Source organism: Mycobacterium sp., from assembly GCF_032159775.1.
GTDB lineage: Bacteria > Actinomycetota > Actinomycetes > Mycobacteriales > Mycobacteriaceae > Mycobacterium.
This window is the reverse complement of sequence record NZ_JAVHWK010000051.1, coordinates 1-15152: the sequence shown is the minus strand read 5'-3', so window position 1 is coordinate 15152 and position 15152 is coordinate 1. Positions and strand designations below refer to the sequence as shown.

Here is a 15152-nt window from a genome sequence, read left to right as displayed (position 1 = left end):
GAACGCGCCTCTGTGAAGCCACTGATGAGTTGTCGGACGACATCCGAGACCAGCCCATCTGCTTTCTGGACGCAATCTCTCGGGTCGTCGACAAAGCCGGCCTGAACGTCATCCCAACGCATACGCAGCCCGTCACGCTCCTCATCGCCGAACAGTGAGGTGTCGGTTGATGATTGGGCATCACCGTCCTGATTATTATCCGTGCCCTCCGGGCGCGCGGCGGCTGAGTCCGGTGAGTCGGCTTCAGGAACTATTCGGTAGGTACTGGTGCGTTCGCCCCGATCAGCCGCGAACTCGTCAGCTTGGTGCTGCCAACCGGGGTCGGTCTCCGATGCGGAATCGACCTGTGCGAGCGACGGATTCGTTTCACCTTGATAATCATGCGTGGTCATGCGCCTGCCTCCTGTTTGTATCTGTGGCCTGTGGCCTGTGGTCGTTATCCTCGAGAAGCTTGTCGAACAGCGCGCGGTAGTGAACGAACGCCTGGCGCTGCTTTTCGGTGCCTGCATCCCCGGTTTCATTCGAGAGATGAATGGCGTGAGCGGCTCGATAGTTCTCAACAACCGTCGGATGATCGACCGAGATGTCGGCTGCACGCTGATCGAAATCATCAACCGGGTAGCCGCGCTCACGCATCACCTCCATGAGAAGTCGGTCCGCGTCGTCCAATGCACTCGAGGGGTTGTCGACGAATGCAGTCTGAACGTGGCGCCAGCGCTGGCTGTACGCCTGCAACGCATCGCGCGTCAACGGGCGAATGTCGAGCTTGTCTCGCTCGCGCTTACGGGCGACCAACTCCTTTTCCGCCGCCTGCTGTTCGCCGACATCGGCGACGGTTCGCTCGTACTCGGGACCGAACTGCTGTTTCAGGCTGTCGGTCCGCTTACGACGGCCCGCCGAAGCTGCGACGATCAGCCCTGCAATGGCGATCAAGACGAGGGCTGCAATGAAAAACCATGCCCATATCGGCATTTCATACTCCTTTCAATCAGGGCTTATACGTGGGGGAATTCGATGAGGTCAGTAATAGTGGCGACGGCCGCCGACCGCGCGGCCGCGCGATCCCAGCACCGCCAGAATGACGCCGACAACGAGCAGGATGACCCCAATGACCAAGAGGACGTGCGCGAAGGCGAAAGTCGGTATGAGGCTGGGCAAGACGAGCCCGAGGATGACGAGGATGATGCCGAGGAAGATCATAAGAGAGCCTTTCTGATGTGGCGCTGGATGCAGCGCGTCGAAAAAGGTGACCGGTCGAGATAATCGACTCTGCGACCAATAAAAGACCCTTTAGGGGGGTGGCAATACACCCCTAGGGCGGTAATCTTTCGGGCATGCCCTCAGCCGCCGGCAAGCCGATCACCGTAGCGCTCGTCGACGACTATGACGTCGTGCTGATGGGCATCGCCAAAATGTTCGACAAATACAACGACCGCATAGTCGTCGCCGAGATCGACGCCACCATGCCCGTCGATGACCCCGTCGACATCGTCTTGTACGACTCATTCGCCCAGCCCGAATCGGATCACCATGAGATCGGCGAGTTGGTTGCCAATCCAAGCGCACGTCGAGTCGTGGTGTACACCTGGAACTTTCATCCGGATCTCGTCGCCAGCGCCAGGCAGCACGGAGCCCACGGCTACCTTTCGAAGACGTTGCCGGCCCGTGACTTGGTCGCCGCCCTGGAGGCGGTCCATGCCGGCGAGGTGATCATCAGTGACGCTCCACCACGCGCACGAAGCGCCGTCGGACTTGACTGGCCCGGTCGCGGCGAGGGACTCAGTGACCGCGAGTCCGAGATCCTAGCTCTCATCACGCAGGGTAAGAGCAACGCCGATGTGGCAAGACTGACGTACCTGAGCCCCAACACGGTGAAGTCCTACATTCGGACGATCTACCGCAAGATTGACGTCGGCAGCCGAACTCAAGCTGTGCTCTGGGGCGTCGCTCATGGCTTCACCCCGGACCATAACCGCATCGAACACTGGAAGGGCGGACCCTAGCAGAGCAAACAACGCTAGGCCGACGGCCCACGGCGGATACCGAATGAAGATTGCACGTAGGGTTGTTGCGCGAATTGCACAACAGCCCTGGGCTCAATTCCGGCGCTAGTGCTGCACCGCGCTAAAGGTCCAGCTCTGTCGCGGTACTGACACGCTGAGCCGGGATCCCGGCCTGGTCACACGTCTCGGCCACGGCGGTTGCGGAGTCTGCGGTGAAGACGGCGAAGAGCACCTCGTCGGTGGGAACGGCGAGCAGGTTGAGCAGCCGGACCGGTGACCCCTGCGCCGACATCAACACCGCGGAGTCCTTCAGCCGCGCGACGGTGTCATCGAGTGGTTCCTCCGTGACGGCGGAGTGATACCACTCGACGAGATAGCAGGGCACCGGGACTGTCATTGCGTCAACGCTAACCGGATATGTCCGCCGAGGAATCGGGTGTTTCCCTACATATCTAGCTCGCCGATGTGTCGGCCGAGTTCTGCGCGCGAATGAATACCGAGCTTTCCGTAAATGCGGGCCAGGTTCGATTCAACTGTCTTCGGACTGATGTACATGGCGGCGGCGATGTTGCGGTTGGTCATTCCTGACGTAGCGAGCTCAGCCACCTGCCGTTCGGACGCGCTGAGAATCTTATGACGCTCGCCTACGCTGACGCGGCCGAGTTCGGTACGTGCGCGGTCCGCCCATAGTGGCGTGCCCAGCTGGTCGAACGCCGTCAATGCCTCCTGGAAACTCACCGCCGACAGGCTCTTCATCCGCTGACGGCGCTGGAGCTGTCCAAGGAGGAGCTGCGTACGTGCCCGTTCGAACGGCATTGTCATTCTGTTGTGAACCGTCATCGCCTGCCCGACGGCATCGACGGCCGCAGAAACCTCGCCACGGGCGGCCAGCAGCATGCCGCGGCCGCGGCCACCGACCGCCGTCATCCAGTCGCGCCGCAGCCGCGATCCGTTCCGTTCGAGCGTTGTCACCAGCTGCTCGGCGCTTTCGAGCCGATCCAGTTCCACCATCGCCTCGAAAGCGTCCGGGATGTAGGACGCGGCGATGATCTCCGTCGCCCTCGGCATCATTTCGACTCGCACCAGCAGGGGTTGCAGCGCCTCCAGTGCGTCGCTGTAATTCCCCAGCGAAACCTCGAGAAATCCGAGCGCTGTGGCCGGCCACTCGCCCAACCTCTCTGACCCGCAGCGGTGGTTGGCTGCGCGCGCATCCTCCACCGCGGCTCTCGCCTCGCCGACGCGACCCATATAGGCGGCGAGCAAGGCCCGGCACGTCAGCGCGACAGAAAGCGGAAGGTCACCACCCACCTGCTCCGCGAGCTGCATCGTGTCCTCGGCAATCAGCGAAGCCGCCGCGAAGCGCCCACGCCAAACCTCGACCAAAATGGTGTGAAACGCGACGAGCATCAATTCGCCGTCCTGGCCGCCTTCGATGCAATGCCGTCGAAGAGACGTCAGCTCCTCGTGACCCCAATCCAGCTCGCCTGAGCACGATCGCATCAGCGCGTTGTGCACCCTTGGCCGCAGTGCGAACGGAATGTTCGTTTCATGATCTTCAAGCGCGAGCGCCTTCTGCATCGCGGCTTCGTCGACGCCTTCGCCACGCAGAAAGTCGATGCTTGCGCGCATCGCAAGCGCCTGACTCAGCAGGTCTGGCCTGTCGGTCGTCCCGGCTTTGTCGACCGCCTCTCTGACGCGGCGGATCGCGTCATCAAGCCTGCCCATGTTCAGCTGCGCGAACGACAAAGTGACCAGCATCGGAACTTGGACTGCGGGATCGTCGGCCGCCTCGGCGATCGCTCCTTCGAGAAGGTCGGCCGCTTCGGGAAAGCTGTCGTCGAGCAGCCGCACGTAGCCGAGCCAACTCTTCGCCTCGGCCAGGACCACACCCGGCGCGAGTTGCGGGATCACCTCTTCGAGAAGTGCACGGGCACGGCCGGACTCACCGGCATTGAAGTGGTGTGCTGCCGCAGCGATGACCCGTTGCGGCGTACCGCCGCCAAGCCCGATAGCGAGATCGAGCAATTCTGCCGCGGCGGCCGGCGCACCTCGGCGCCGTGCCGACTCTGCGGCAGTATCGAGCGCCTCGAGAGTTGCCCGATCTCCGGGCGGTGCTCCGAAAGCCATATGCCTGGCCCGCAACTCCGGTTCGGCGACGACGTCGGCCAGTCGGCGGTGCATCTGCACACGCCGCTCCTCAGCCGCCTCGTTGTACACCCCCCGAGCGAAGATCGGGTGACTGAACCGGAGCTTCTCACCATTGATGTCGACAATCCCCCGGCTCTCCGCGTCCTCGATCTGCGCGGCGACATCATCGACACCTACGCCGAGCGCACGGGCGACGAGGCTCATCGTCGGCGTTGCCAGGCACGCAACGGCCAGCAGGGCGTCATCGAAATCAGCGTCCCGGCCGCTGATTTTCGCGCGGATCAAGTCCCGAAGACTGTCGGGCAGGGACAAGTCGGTGTTGGTCTCGCGGCCGCTCATCGTCCTGGCAAGTTCCAGGGCATAGAACGGATTACCGCGGGAGGCCTCTTCGATGCGCAACATCGTCGGCCTGGAAAACGAACGCTCCAGTCGGTCCGAGATAACCGCGTGCAGCGCGCCGACACTCATCGGCGGCACGGTGATCCGCCGCACCGAATCGGGGCGTGGAAGCTGTAACCAGAGGCCCGCGCTGTCGTTGTCGCCGGTACGCACTGTGGCGAGCACGCCGATCCGTCCGGCAAGTCGGCGTGCCATGAACGCGATGACGAGACGGCTCGAGGAGTCCAGCCATTGCAGGTCGTCGACCGCCACGAGGACCGGCGTCCTCTCCGCGAGAATCATCACGACGGACAAGAAGCCCGCGGCAACCGCACGCTGGTCGGCTGGGGAATCCGCGGCGTCGCCGCGCAGCAGAACGCGGTCGAGCGCACGACGTTGCGGTTCAGGTAACTCCGCGAGAACCGCGGTGTCGATGCCGTCCAACATGTCGGCCAAGGACGTGTAGGCGAGCACCGACTCCGCATCGACCGTCCGCGCGGCCATCACTCGGAAGCCGTCGGCCTCGGCCCGGTCGATCGTCTCCAGCCACAGGGTGGTCTTGCCGATGCCGGGCTCGCCTTCGATGACAAGAGCGCAGGGGGCAGCAACAACCGAGGTCAAGAAGGCGGCGATCTCGGCCGCTTGCGGCTCACGGCTGACCACCCGCGCGGACATCGATTCATGCTGACAGGTGGCAACCCGCCGGTCTATGCCTCAGCTACCGATCAAGGAGATTCGGCCACGCTGCCGGTTGTGCCGTCGTCGTGCGTGTCGGCACGCCCCGAGGCCGTCTTGACCACATTGCGAACTCCGTCACGGACCGCCTCGATGCCGCCGCGGATGCCGTCACGCAGTGTGCTCATGCCGGCCCGTCCAGCGGTTCGGCCGGTGAAGTTCGACTCGAATGGCCTGGCGCGTGGCCCGCTGTCGTAGGGCGCCTCGATCGAACCATCGGTCGCCACCACGTCCTTATTGGTGCCCTTCTCGGCATCCTGAGCATCTCTTTGATCTTCGCCACGCCGCCGTTCCTGACCGACCGAATGATTGGTTGCGACGTTCAGCGTGACCACTCGCTCAGACTCCGCACTCGCCGGGACGGTCGTCAATGTGTCGGACGCCGGAACGGTGTCGTATCCCCTGTTGAGCACGCGATCCGTGATCAGAGCCGGTGCGACGACGACGGCGTTCAGCACGCGGTCGGGTTCGCCGGATTGCAGTGCGGCGATGACGCCCTGGATGGCCTGGGCGGTTGCGCCCACTCCATTCACCACCGGACCGAGCAGTGCGACGGTCAGGTCGGACTGAAGCCGGGTGACCGGTTCTTTCAGTCCACCCAGCAGCGGGCGCACAGTGGTCGTCGCGAGGTTGACCACGTGAACCACCGCGTCCAGGCTCGCACTGAGCAGTTGACCCACCGCCAAATCGAGGCGGCCCGCCGCAAAGTCGACTTGCGCCGCCTGCAAGGCGTCAGACACCCTGCTCCGCGTGCTTTCTAGCAGGGCCGGCAGGTCGTCGACGTTGCGCGAGAGCGCATCTCGGAGGCTTGTGAAGTCGACGGTCGGATCCCCGATGACACCGTCGAGCACGAGTTCGAGATCCAAACCGGTCAGCTCCGGTCCAGCCAGGGCCGCACCCAGCAGGGCCTCCAGATTCGCCAGGACGTGTTCGACGGCGTCCCGGTAGACGTCGAACGGGCTCGCGGTGGGCCGGACTTCCGGATTGACGATCTTGATATCGGGCGGCGTAGCGATAACGGGGGTGATGGCAAGGGCACTGGCTCCCACAACGGCCACCGCGGCCATCACATAGGGATGGAGTGCCTTCCGCATGGCGGATACCTCTCGAGCGTTGCAACGCAGCACTCAAAAGGTACCTCGCAATAGCCTGGCAAACTTTGAAATGAATAATCCGCACACCGCATGCCCGGCGGGGCTTTACCTGCGCTAACAACCGCGACAACGTCTCCGCTCCGGACCCTGCCATTGACCGATGGTTGCCAGGTTTCCGTCTGCCAGCGATATCGCAGGAAAATCACACCCGACCGTCAATATGTGCTGTGCACCACCGATGGCAAGCTAAGCTATCCATATCGCGAAACACGATCAGGTAACGGAGTGTTCCGGGGATTGCTAATGCACCGTTGCACGCTGCATAAAGGCAGACGGCTGTGTTAGGCTGCTGTTAGCTGAAGGTTGTTGCAGGTGCAGCGGCGTGCAGCTCGAGGTGAGGAAGAGAGGCTTAGCTGATGTTAGCGTTCGATCCGACGCGGTCGTCAGATGGGTCGGCCCACCCTGCCTCAAACGGTGTTGCTGTGCAGGTAGCGGACTCGCCAGAGCCAGCCGCCGTCCGGAACTGCAGCCGTCTCGGCCGCAGCGCCAACCCGCCCGGCTTTTCCTTCGGTGACTGGCTACGCGATCGGCGTAGCCGCTGAGAGCAGGCTGATCAACGCCTGAGCTTGCGAACAAACAGCACCACGAGCACGGCGCCGACTCCAGCAAGCGAGATCGCGACCGGCGGTTTCTTGACGAAGCGCAGCACGCCCGACTTCACGTCGTCGGCGATTCTGCGCGGATTGGCACGCTCGGCGAGATTATCGACGGTAAGGGCCAATTGGTCGCGCGCCGCATCGATGTCCTGCCGGATGGTTTCGGGATCTCGATCCGCCACTGTCGTCCTCCATCGTCCGCACGGAGCTCGTGCGCTGCTCGCGTCCACGCTGCCTTGCCGCACTACCCTAGATCAGCCGGCGCCAACCCTGACGCACCGGTGGAGAAGAAAGGGATCACTGGTGGCACAGACCCCACGTTTAAAGGTGGGCGACAAAGCCCCCGCATTCAGCCTGCCCGACGCCGACGGTAAGAAGGTGTCCCTGGCCGACTACCGCGGGCGCAAGGTCATCGTCTACTTCTATCCGGCGGCATCGACACCGGGATGCACCAAGGAGGCGTGCGACTTTCGCGACAACCTCGGCGAACTGAACGACGCCGGGCTCGACGTCGTCGGCATCTCCCCCGACAAGCCGGAGAAGCTCGCCAAGTTCCGCGACGACGAGAAGCTCACCTTTGCGCTGCTGTCCGATCCCGACCGCACGGTGCTGACCGCCTGGGGTGCCTATGGCAAGAAGATGATGTACGGCAAGACGGTGCAGGGCGTCATCCGCTCCACGTTCGTCATCGACGAAAAGGGCAAGATCGAGGTCGCCCAGTACAACGTCAAGGCTGCACACACGTCAACAAAGATCCGGAAGTACATCGAAGATCACGGCGCGGCCTAGGGGTCGTGGGAACGGCTCAACCGAGCACTTCCAATGGGCTAGCGTTTTGCAGCGTGCCGAGGGAGAGGGGGTCTAAAAAGACGACGACACCAGCGGGTTGGTATCCAGATCCATTGGACGCCAGTCGACAGATTTACTGGAACGGCACGGCGTGGGTCGGTGGGCCGTAGACCGGGCCTCCGGTTGAAGTGAGTTCATCCCCCGCATCCGCCACCGCCGACAACAGCAGCGGCAGCGGCAAGAAGGCCGCAGTTGCTATCGGCGTCTGCGTGCTCGTCATCATCGGGGTTGTGATGTCGTTGCAATCAGTCAGCTTGCTAACCGGCTCAGGTCCAATCTGGACCGGAGTTGGCTTTGTGGCGGCTGGCACAGCTGTCTCCTTCTTTATGGGCGCGGATAAATGGGTCCGAGTCGTAGCCGCACTGCTTCTCGTGTTTGCTCTCTTCAATGCCTTTTACATGGAGAAACAGTTGAACGACAAGCGCAACGAGATCGGTCAGATCTTCAATAACTAAGATGCCACGGCGCAGTGAACGACGAAGGTACCGACGACACAGACGATTCAAAGTCCATCGCCGACAGCGGGTAATCAATCATCATGTCGTTCATCGAAACCACCGCGGAAGCTATAGCCAACTACCTTGAGAAGGCGATAGCGGTCTTCCGCGACCGTGACGCAGAGCCAGTCGAGACGCTCCTCATCGCTGGTGACGGAAGTCTGCTGCCTGCTCACGGCATCCTCAGGGACATGGGCTATCACGTCGGAAAGAAGGGGCTATTCCCAAACGAGCGGCGCGAGATTCTGCGAAGAAACTTTCAGAGTCCAGCTCGTCTCCCCTTCAGGAGAGGCAAGCGACTACACCGCTGAGTGGGGTGGCCGATGCAGCCAAGCCCGGTTCGACAAGATGGACCGCGTTCTAGAGGGCTAGCGGCAAATGCGGGAAGAAAGACGAAGTTAGACGTGTCGGCGGCTATGGCCGACTGGAAAGAAGACCAGGTGTGGTTGAGGAACCACTACCGCGAGTGGATGGATCACACCCCTTAGCGGTGAGTCCAAATACGGGACATTGCCCACCCCCGCGATCGATCCTACCGCAACGAGCGAAGTCCAGAGGGCGTTAGTGCCTTCTTCCCAGGCCCGGCAAGCCACCACTCACAGTGCGGATACTCGAACCATAGCCAACTGACCCTCTGCCGCTCGACTTAATCGGGGCAGTGACCTTCCGACCGGAGCCTTGACACCAAACGCGAACTCCGTGTGGCCTTTAATGCATCCGTTGTCAGCGACCGCAACGGATCGCCGGCACACCGGACAGATCCACTTCCGGCCGCTAGCCTGGGGCCTTCCTCTCTTGGATTTCGGCTGTTTCTGCTTGTTCTTCGATTTCGAGGTTTTGTTCTTCTTCGATTTCTCGGCTTTGGTTTCCGGACTGCTTAACGCGGATGCCGGCCGACGGAGCTTTTCTTCCCCCTGAGCAGCGGCTCGCCGTGCAGCAAGTTGACTCTGCAACCGGTTGTATTGCTGGGGGTCTCTCTTCCACTCCGCCGTTACAAGGGCCTGAAGGGCATCAAGAGAGACTCCATAGAGTTCCGAGAACCTCGCGTACATCGCCTTGATCGCGTCGCTGTGGCTCTCGGCGACGAGCGTCTCCCGGTACGCCCGCCGAAATCTCGACTTCTGCTGCGTCGTCAACTCGACATTCACAATTTTTAAGCTAACTTTTAGCGTAGACAAGTTGAAGCCCGGACCGACCGCTCCTAGTCTTCGCAGCAAACCGCCTCATCGGAATGCGACCCTAAAGCCCTAAACCCGTACGCAACCTCTCAGGCGCATTACCCGCCGGTCATCGGGCGGGGCGAGGGGTCATCCCCCTGGGGTCGCTGCTGCCGGAATCGTCTTAGATTCAATTCACTGTGGACGAGCTGCGTGTGCTAGCAGCCAGCGGCGGCCGTGAAATGCACAGATTCGTAACGGTGAAGTAAATACGGCCAGCGAACTCGTTGAGTTTGCAACTACTACAAGGTCCCAAACCGTTTTGGATCGTGGATTCGGGCTCGACCAGCTAGCCTTCCTTACGGGGGGCTTGACGCAGCGGCGTAGGCACAGGGGAAGAAGCAAAGGGCAATGAGCGGCGAGCATCGCGCTATACAGGAAACGAACAAGGCACGCATCGGGGTTGCTGGGGCACTGATGCACACCGGCAAACGCAATGGTCGCCAACGGGGTGGCCGGAACGGAGGAAGCATGAAGACACTCATCATCGGACTGCTGGCGGGCGGCGCGCTGCTCGCCAGCGCGGGGGTCGCCAACGCGACGCCCCAGGAGGACGCCGTGATCCAGCAGCTCGCTGACGCCGGGTATAACTACCCCCCGGAAGCGATCAGCAATGCCCATAAGGTGTGCAACCGGCTCGCCGGGGGGCAGTCTCGGGACCAGATCGTGGGCGACATTCTGGCGATAGTCAGCGACCCGGTGAAGGCCAACACGTTCTTCGACGTGTCGCAGCGCAACCTCTGCCCGTAGTGCTCGACCAGGCGATAACAACAGCGAAGGAAAAACTGATGCACACCATTACACGCGGCGTAATCGCCGGGGCAGCCGTTGTCGGCGCCGCGATCGGCTTGGCCGGCCCGGCGTCCGCCGAACTAACTGACGGCACCTACCAGATCACGTATATAGGCGATCCATCGCCATCGCAAAATATGGTTGTCAATTCTTGTGGCGACGGCTGTAAACACATCCAAATAGTTGGGCCATATGAGCCTGTGGACTATCACCTACAAGGAAATATTTGGACCGCTCTGTCTTACGGAAGGACGTTGACGATCAACGACGATACTCTCGGTGGATCTGCTGGCAGCAACCCCTTCTCGTTGACCAAGGCCGGTTGACGCGACAGGACACGGGGAGGCCCGGACAGGTACGCCCGATAGCGGTAACCGCCGAGCAGAACCCCCCAGCCCTGCTTGTATCCGAAATTTCCCATACGGCCAATTAGGTTGAGAGAGAACGAGAAACCATGAAGAAGAAGATTGCAATCGCTCTGGGGGCCTTCTCCATCGCCGGGTTGGCATTGGCCCCGTTGGCTTCTGCCGATCCGGCACCGGCCCCCGCACCGGGGACGTACACGTTCGTCACCAGCAAGGGCAGTTCACTGGAGACTGTCGCTCAGGACTGCGGCCCGTCCTGCTGGTCGATGACCGAAACAGCAGGACGGATCGAGTTCCGCCTCGTGGGTGATCGCTGGCAGGCGGACAATGGCATTTGGACGGTCGATAATCTCAATTTCACCAACCGATCCGGCAAGACCGCCACCCTCAACCCGGCCTAGCGGCCAACCAGGGGTGCGACTTAACCGCTGCTCCCAGCCCTAGCTGTGCTATTTCACCGCGTCGTAGTCGAACGATGAATCTCGGGACAGCCACCCACAATCAAAATTCGTCCCGCTGCCCGAGCTGAACCGGCGGTAGCAGCCCAACGGTGACGCCCCGCAGGGTGGCTGTAGTGCCATCCCGTTGGGGCTACTCATCGCGTTATACGACAGCGGAGCTGGTGCCTTCCGCGACAAGCCTTACCGCGCTGTCTTACAGCGACCACGCCTGCGGGGTTCGCGAACCCGAAGCAGACGCGGGCGGTCCCGCCCAACTGGTCTATCGACTGGTGGTTAATACACGTAGATGATTGCGTCGTCGCCACCAGAGCATGTCACCAATGACCCATTCGCGGCACACGTCAGGGAACGCGGCACACGTCAGGGAATAGGACTGACCCGTAACAGGACTTGCCGCCTCGACCTGTCGCGGTGTAGAGCTACGAGACCCGCTGGCGGAGTATGCAAGTGCTACCTGGTTGGCGAAGGCACACGAGGTTACTGACGTTCCGACGGCTGTGTGTCCGCCGGGACATGTCTGCGCCCCAGGAGGAAGGCTTACTGCAGCGCCGGCTGCGGGTCCAGAGGCGGACCAATCGGTACCAGACCCTGAAGCGTTTACCGGCGTCAGCGATGCGCGATCGACATTGACCATGCCTCGCGCTGTACGGGACGACGACCATAGTTCGCCCGTCGACGCTGTAGTTCTCGATCAGTCCTGATCCGATGTCGCATTGATAGTCGGCACACACTTCGACATAGCCGCCGATGGAGTCGGTCGGCGTTGCCCAATAATTGCCGGGAGCGACGTCGCCTGGTGCCAGCAGAGAGCCGTTCGACGGGGTCGCGTTGGAATGCGCGGTTGAAAACAACAGCAGCCCGGTGGTGATCGCTACTGCGAAAAAGAGTGCTCGAAGCATCGCCACTCAATCTCCGGTAACCCCGCCCTCGCAAGAGACCTGCGCCAGGCCCACCGACCCACTTACCATCTATCGTCACGGGCTCGTTGCCGGACGGTCAGCCGAGCGATCGAATCGGGCAGGAAGACGGCCGCGGAGGTGGACGCGGCTCTGCGGGCGCGATCTAGCGGTCTGACGCCAGGTTCGCCAGCAGCAGTGCCTCGGCCGTCGCGGCGCGTTCGAGCACTCCGAGGTGCAGGCTTTCGTTGATGCTATGAGCTTGTGTGCCAGGGTCTTCCACGCCGGTCACCAGGATTTTCGCCGACGGGAAAGCTTCGGCGAACTCGGCGATGAACGGGATCGAGCCACCCATTCCCATATCGACCGGCTCACTCCCCCATGCCTGCCGGAAGGCCGTTCGGGCGGCGTCGTAGACCGGTCCGGTTGCGTCGATCACGTACGGCTGGCCGACGTCGCCGGGTGTGACGGTGACCCGCGCTCCCCACGGCGCGTGCTTTTCCAGGTGACGGGTCAATGCGTCCAAGTGGGCCCGTGCGTCGCCGCCTGGCGCCACTCGCATGCTGACCTTCGCGCTTGCCCGCGGTATCAGCGTGTTCGACGACGACGCGATCGGCGTGGTGTCGATGCCGATGACAGTTATCGCCGGTTTGGCCCAAAGCCGTTGCGGCACTGATCCCGACCCGATCTCGACGACACCGTCGAGCATCCCGGACTCTTCCTTCACCCGATCTGCCGGATAGTCCACATCGGCTGCAGTCGCCTCGTGCAGACCCTCGACCGCGACATTGCCGTCGTCGTCGTGCAGCGAGGCCAACAGGCGAACCAGCGCACTCAACGCGTCGGGCACCACGCCGCCCCACAGACCCGAGTGCAGGCCGTGGTCGAGCGTGGCAATCTCGACGACGCAGTCGGCCAGCCCACGCAACGACACGGTCAACGCGGGGATTTCGGTACTCCAGTTGTCCGAGTCGGCGATGACGATGACGTCTGCGGCCAGTGTGTCCTTATGCGCCGCCAGCAGCCGGCCAAGCGACGGTGAGCCCGATTCCTCCTCGCCCTCGACGAATACCGTCACACCCACCGGCGGCCGGCCACCGTGTGCGCGGAACGCGGCCAAATGCGTTGCGATGCCCGCCTTGTCGTCGGCGCTACCGCGCCCGTACAGACGCCCGTCGCGTTCGGTCGGCTCGAAGGGCGGTGAAACCCACTGGCCTGCATCTCCCTCGGGTTGGACGTCGTGATGGGCATACAGCAGCACCGTCGGCGCGCCGTCAGGCGCCGGGTGTCGTGCGATGACGGCGGGCGCGCCGCCCTCGCTGACGATCTGGACGTCGCCGAACCCCGCCTGCGTCAACAGCTTTGCCACCGCATCGGCGCTGCGTTCGACCTCATGCTTGCGCGCCGGGTCGGCGCCCACCGACTCGATGCGCACCAGGTCCTCCAGGTCGCGCCGCACCGAGGGCAGGACGTCACGCACCCTCTCCACCAGATCGTTCATGCTGACGACACTAACGGGTCACTCACCCACCGCGAGCGTGCGCAGTTGCACAAGAAGCTGCGGCGTGTCGTGTGCTAACACGCACGCTCGCGGTGCAAGTCCTAGCGCTCCTCAAGTATGGCGACCGCGGCGGCGGTGTCCCCCTCGTGCGTCAGTGACAGATGGATCGTCACCTTCTCCAAGTGCTCGGCGATCGCACCGGTCAGCCGAACCCGCGGCCGACCCCACATATCGGTCACCACCTCGATGTCGCGGTGAATGCCCTCCGGCAATACCGGCCGCTTCGAGAACCGCGAGACCGACCACGCCTTGATCACCGCCTCCTTGGCCGCCCACCGGGCCGCCAGGTGCCGCGCCGCCGACGAACTCTTGTCCGCGGCGTCGCGGCGCTCACCGGGCGTGAACGTCTCCGCGAACACCGTTCCCGGCTGGTCGACCTGCTCCGCGAACTCAGGGATCGAGACCAGGTCGATGCCGACGCCAACGATGCTCATCCGAGGAACACTAGCTTCCGCTATCTGCTCTTCGCGCAACCGCTCACCGCGTGTACACGCCGTTTTCGCCAAGCCTGGACGCCGGATCGAGCAGCATCTCGGCCTCTTCGCGATTCTCCGGCGCCTCGTCGTTCAACCGGCGGTTGCTCGCCGGCCGCTCGTACAGGGGTGTGCCGCCGGCGATCGCCGAGGCGAGCCTTCGCTGCCCGGCGAAGATCCGCGCACTCGCCTGCTCCTGATACGCCTGTCGCTGCTCGGGATCGAGCGCCGCGATGAAGGCCTGCGGATGCACCAACGCGATGACGCCCGAGACGTGACCGAAGCCCAGGCTGGTGATCAGGCCCGCCTTCATCGGGAACTTCTCGCCCAGTCGCAGCGTCTCGCGTACCCACACGAAGTGCTCGGAGCCGGCGAGCTCGTCGTCCACACAGTCCAGGCTGCGGTTCGGCGGGATGACCCCGTCGCGCAGCATCTGGCACATGCCGATCATCTGGAACACCGCAGCGCCGCCCTTGGCGTGACCGGTCAGGCTCTTCTGCGACACGATGAACAGCGGTGCGCCGTCGGAGCGGCCCATCGAGTCTGCGAGCCGCTCGTGCAGCTCGGTCTCGTTGGGATCGTTGGCCAGCGTCGACGTGTCGTGCTTGGACACCACAGCGATGTCGTCGGCACCGACGCCCAGCTTGGCCAGCGAGCGCGACAGCAGCGATTCCTTGCCACCTCGGCCGGCGCTGAGAGCACCGAGGCCGGGGGCTGGGATCGAGGTGTGCACGCCGTCGGCGAACGACTGCGCGTACCCGACTACGGCCAGCACCGGCAGGCCCATCCGCAGCGCGAGGTCGCCACGGGCCAGCAGGATCGTGCCGCCGCCCTGCGACTCGAGGAAGCCAAGCCTGCGCCGGTCGTTGGCGCGGGAGAACTTCGAATCGCTGATGCCCTTGGCGCGCATCATCTCGGTGTCGGCGGTGGCCGCCATGTCACCGAATCCGATGATCGCCTCCAACGTCAGGTCGTCGAAGCCGCCTGCGACCACGAGCTCGGCCTTGCCCAGCTTGATCTTGTCGAC

The 15152-nt window shown here is 63.0% G+C and carries 17 protein-coding genes and 1 pseudogene; 7 read left to right on the top strand and 11 right to left on the bottom strand.

Annotation, left to right across the window (positions count from 1 at the left end):
• From QOJ24_RS05395 to QOJ24_RS05385, 3 genes are all read right to left on the bottom strand, one after another.
• On the bottom strand, positions 1 to 392 hold a 392-nt coding region (locus QOJ24_RS05395), incomplete at its 3' end, for a hypothetical protein (RefSeq protein ID WP_526259844.1).
• Entirely contained in the window at positions 379 to 972 is a 594-nt protein-coding gene (locus QOJ24_RS05390; RefSeq protein ID WP_526259842.1) for a hypothetical protein, read from the bottom strand. The genes QOJ24_RS05390 and QOJ24_RS05395, both read right to left, overlap by 14 nt.
• A 48-nt stretch (positions 973 to 1020) precedes the next feature.
• Positions 1021 to 1200 carry a DUF6131 family protein gene (locus QOJ24_RS05385; RefSeq protein ID WP_526259840.1) on the bottom strand — a complete coding sequence of 60 codons (180 nt, stop codon included), beginning with the start codon at positions 1198 to 1200 and terminating at the stop codon, positions 1021 to 1023.
• A 134-nt stretch (positions 1201 to 1334) separates the two neighbouring features.
• On the opposite strand from QOJ24_RS05385, the gene QOJ24_RS05380 reads away from it, so the two are divergent.
• The gene (locus QOJ24_RS05380) at positions 1335 to 2003 is read left to right on the top strand and encodes a response regulator transcription factor (protein ID WP_526259838.1); all 669 of its coding nucleotides are present in this window, start codon (positions 1335 to 1337) and stop codon (positions 2001 to 2003) included.
• A 121-nt stretch (positions 2004 to 2124) separates the two neighbouring features.
• On the opposite strand, the gene QOJ24_RS05375 is transcribed toward QOJ24_RS05380, so the two are convergent.
• The 4 genes from QOJ24_RS05375 to QOJ24_RS05360 all read right to left on the bottom strand — a co-directional run bounded on the left by QOJ24_RS05375 (position 2125) and on the right by QOJ24_RS05360 (position 7196).
• On the bottom strand, positions 2125 to 2400 hold the full coding sequence (locus QOJ24_RS05375; RefSeq protein ID WP_526259836.1) for a hypothetical protein: 276 nt from the start codon (positions 2398 to 2400) through the stop codon (positions 2125 to 2127).
• A 47-nt stretch (positions 2401 to 2447) separates the two neighbouring features.
• The gene (locus QOJ24_RS05370) at positions 2448 to 5204 is read right to left on the bottom strand and encodes a helix-turn-helix transcriptional regulator (protein WP_526259834.1); all 2757 of its coding nucleotides are present in this window, start codon (positions 5202 to 5204) and stop codon (positions 2448 to 2450) included.
• 50 nt (positions 5205 to 5254) lie between these two features.
• Positions 5255 to 6358 carry a hypothetical protein gene (locus QOJ24_RS05365; RefSeq protein ID WP_526259832.1) on the bottom strand — a complete coding sequence of 368 codons (1104 nt, stop codon included), beginning with the start codon at positions 6356 to 6358 and terminating at the stop codon, positions 5255 to 5257.
• 613 nt (positions 6359 to 6971) lie between these two features.
• Positions 6972 to 7196: a DUF3618 domain-containing protein gene (locus QOJ24_RS05360; RefSeq protein ID WP_526259830.1), complete on the bottom strand. Its 225-nt coding sequence runs from the start codon at positions 7194 to 7196 to the stop codon at positions 6972 to 6974.
• A 121-nt stretch (positions 7197 to 7317) separates the two neighbouring features.
• Between QOJ24_RS05360 and bcp the strand changes: the two genes are divergently transcribed.
• The 3 genes from bcp (at position 7318) to QOJ24_RS05345 (ending at position 8671) form a co-directional block, all read left to right on the top strand.
• The gene (bcp, locus tag QOJ24_RS05355) at positions 7318 to 7803 is read left to right on the top strand and encodes a thioredoxin-dependent thiol peroxidase (protein ID WP_526259828.1); all 486 of its coding nucleotides are present in this window, start codon (positions 7318 to 7320) and stop codon (positions 7801 to 7803) included.
• A 188-nt stretch (positions 7804 to 7991) separates the two neighbouring features.
• Entirely contained in the window at positions 7992 to 8318 is a 327-nt protein-coding gene (locus QOJ24_RS05350; RefSeq protein WP_526259826.1) for a hypothetical protein, read from the top strand.
• An 83-nt stretch (positions 8319 to 8401) separates the two neighbouring features.
• Entirely contained in the window at positions 8402 to 8671 is a 270-nt protein-coding gene (locus QOJ24_RS05345; RefSeq protein WP_526259824.1) for a hypothetical protein, read from the top strand.
• A gap of 285 nt (positions 8672 to 8956) precedes the next feature.
• On the opposite strand, the gene QOJ24_RS05340 is transcribed toward QOJ24_RS05345, so the two are convergent.
• Positions 8957 to 9508 (bottom strand): hypothetical protein, encoded by a 552-nt coding sequence (locus QOJ24_RS05340; protein ID WP_526259822.1) that lies wholly within the window; start codon positions 9506 to 9508, stop codon positions 8957 to 8959.
• Positions 9509 to 10048: 540 nt separating this feature from the next.
• On the opposite strand from QOJ24_RS05340, the gene QOJ24_RS05335 reads away from it, so the two are divergent.
• The 3 genes from QOJ24_RS05335 (at position 10049) to QOJ24_RS05325 (ending at position 11135) form a co-directional block, all read left to right on the top strand.
• A complete protein-coding gene (locus QOJ24_RS05335; RefSeq protein WP_526259820.1) occupies positions 10049 to 10327 on the top strand; it encodes a DUF732 domain-containing protein in 279 nt (92 codons plus the stop codon).
• Positions 10327 to 10695 carry a hypothetical protein gene (locus tag QOJ24_RS05330; RefSeq protein ID WP_526259818.1) on the top strand — a complete coding sequence of 123 codons (369 nt, stop codon included), beginning with the start codon at positions 10327 to 10329 and terminating at the stop codon, positions 10693 to 10695. The genes QOJ24_RS05335 and QOJ24_RS05330 overlap by 1 nt, the downstream gene beginning before the upstream one ends.
• A 128-nt stretch (positions 10696 to 10823) precedes the next feature.
• Complete coding sequence (locus QOJ24_RS05325; RefSeq protein WP_526259816.1) at positions 10824 to 11135, top strand: hypothetical protein; 312 nt, start codon at positions 10824 to 10826, stop codon at positions 11133 to 11135.
• A gap of 1122 nt (positions 11136 to 12257) precedes the next feature.
• Here the strand turns inward: QOJ24_RS05325 and QOJ24_RS05320 are convergent.
• From QOJ24_RS05320 to QOJ24_RS05310, 3 genes and pseudogenes are all read right to left on the bottom strand, one after another.
• A complete protein-coding gene (locus QOJ24_RS05320; protein WP_526259815.1) occupies positions 12258 to 13592 on the bottom strand; it encodes a dipeptidase in 1335 nt (444 codons plus the stop codon).
• A 101-nt stretch (positions 13593 to 13693) separates the two neighbouring features.
• Entirely contained in the window at positions 13694 to 14086 is a 393-nt protein-coding gene (acpS, locus tag QOJ24_RS05315; protein ID WP_526259813.1) for a holo-ACP synthase AcpS, read from the bottom strand.
• Positions 14087 to 14129: 43 nt separating this feature from the next.
• Positions 14130 to 15152: pseudogene (locus QOJ24_RS05310) on the bottom strand (3-oxoacyl-ACP synthase); the annotation flags it as partial.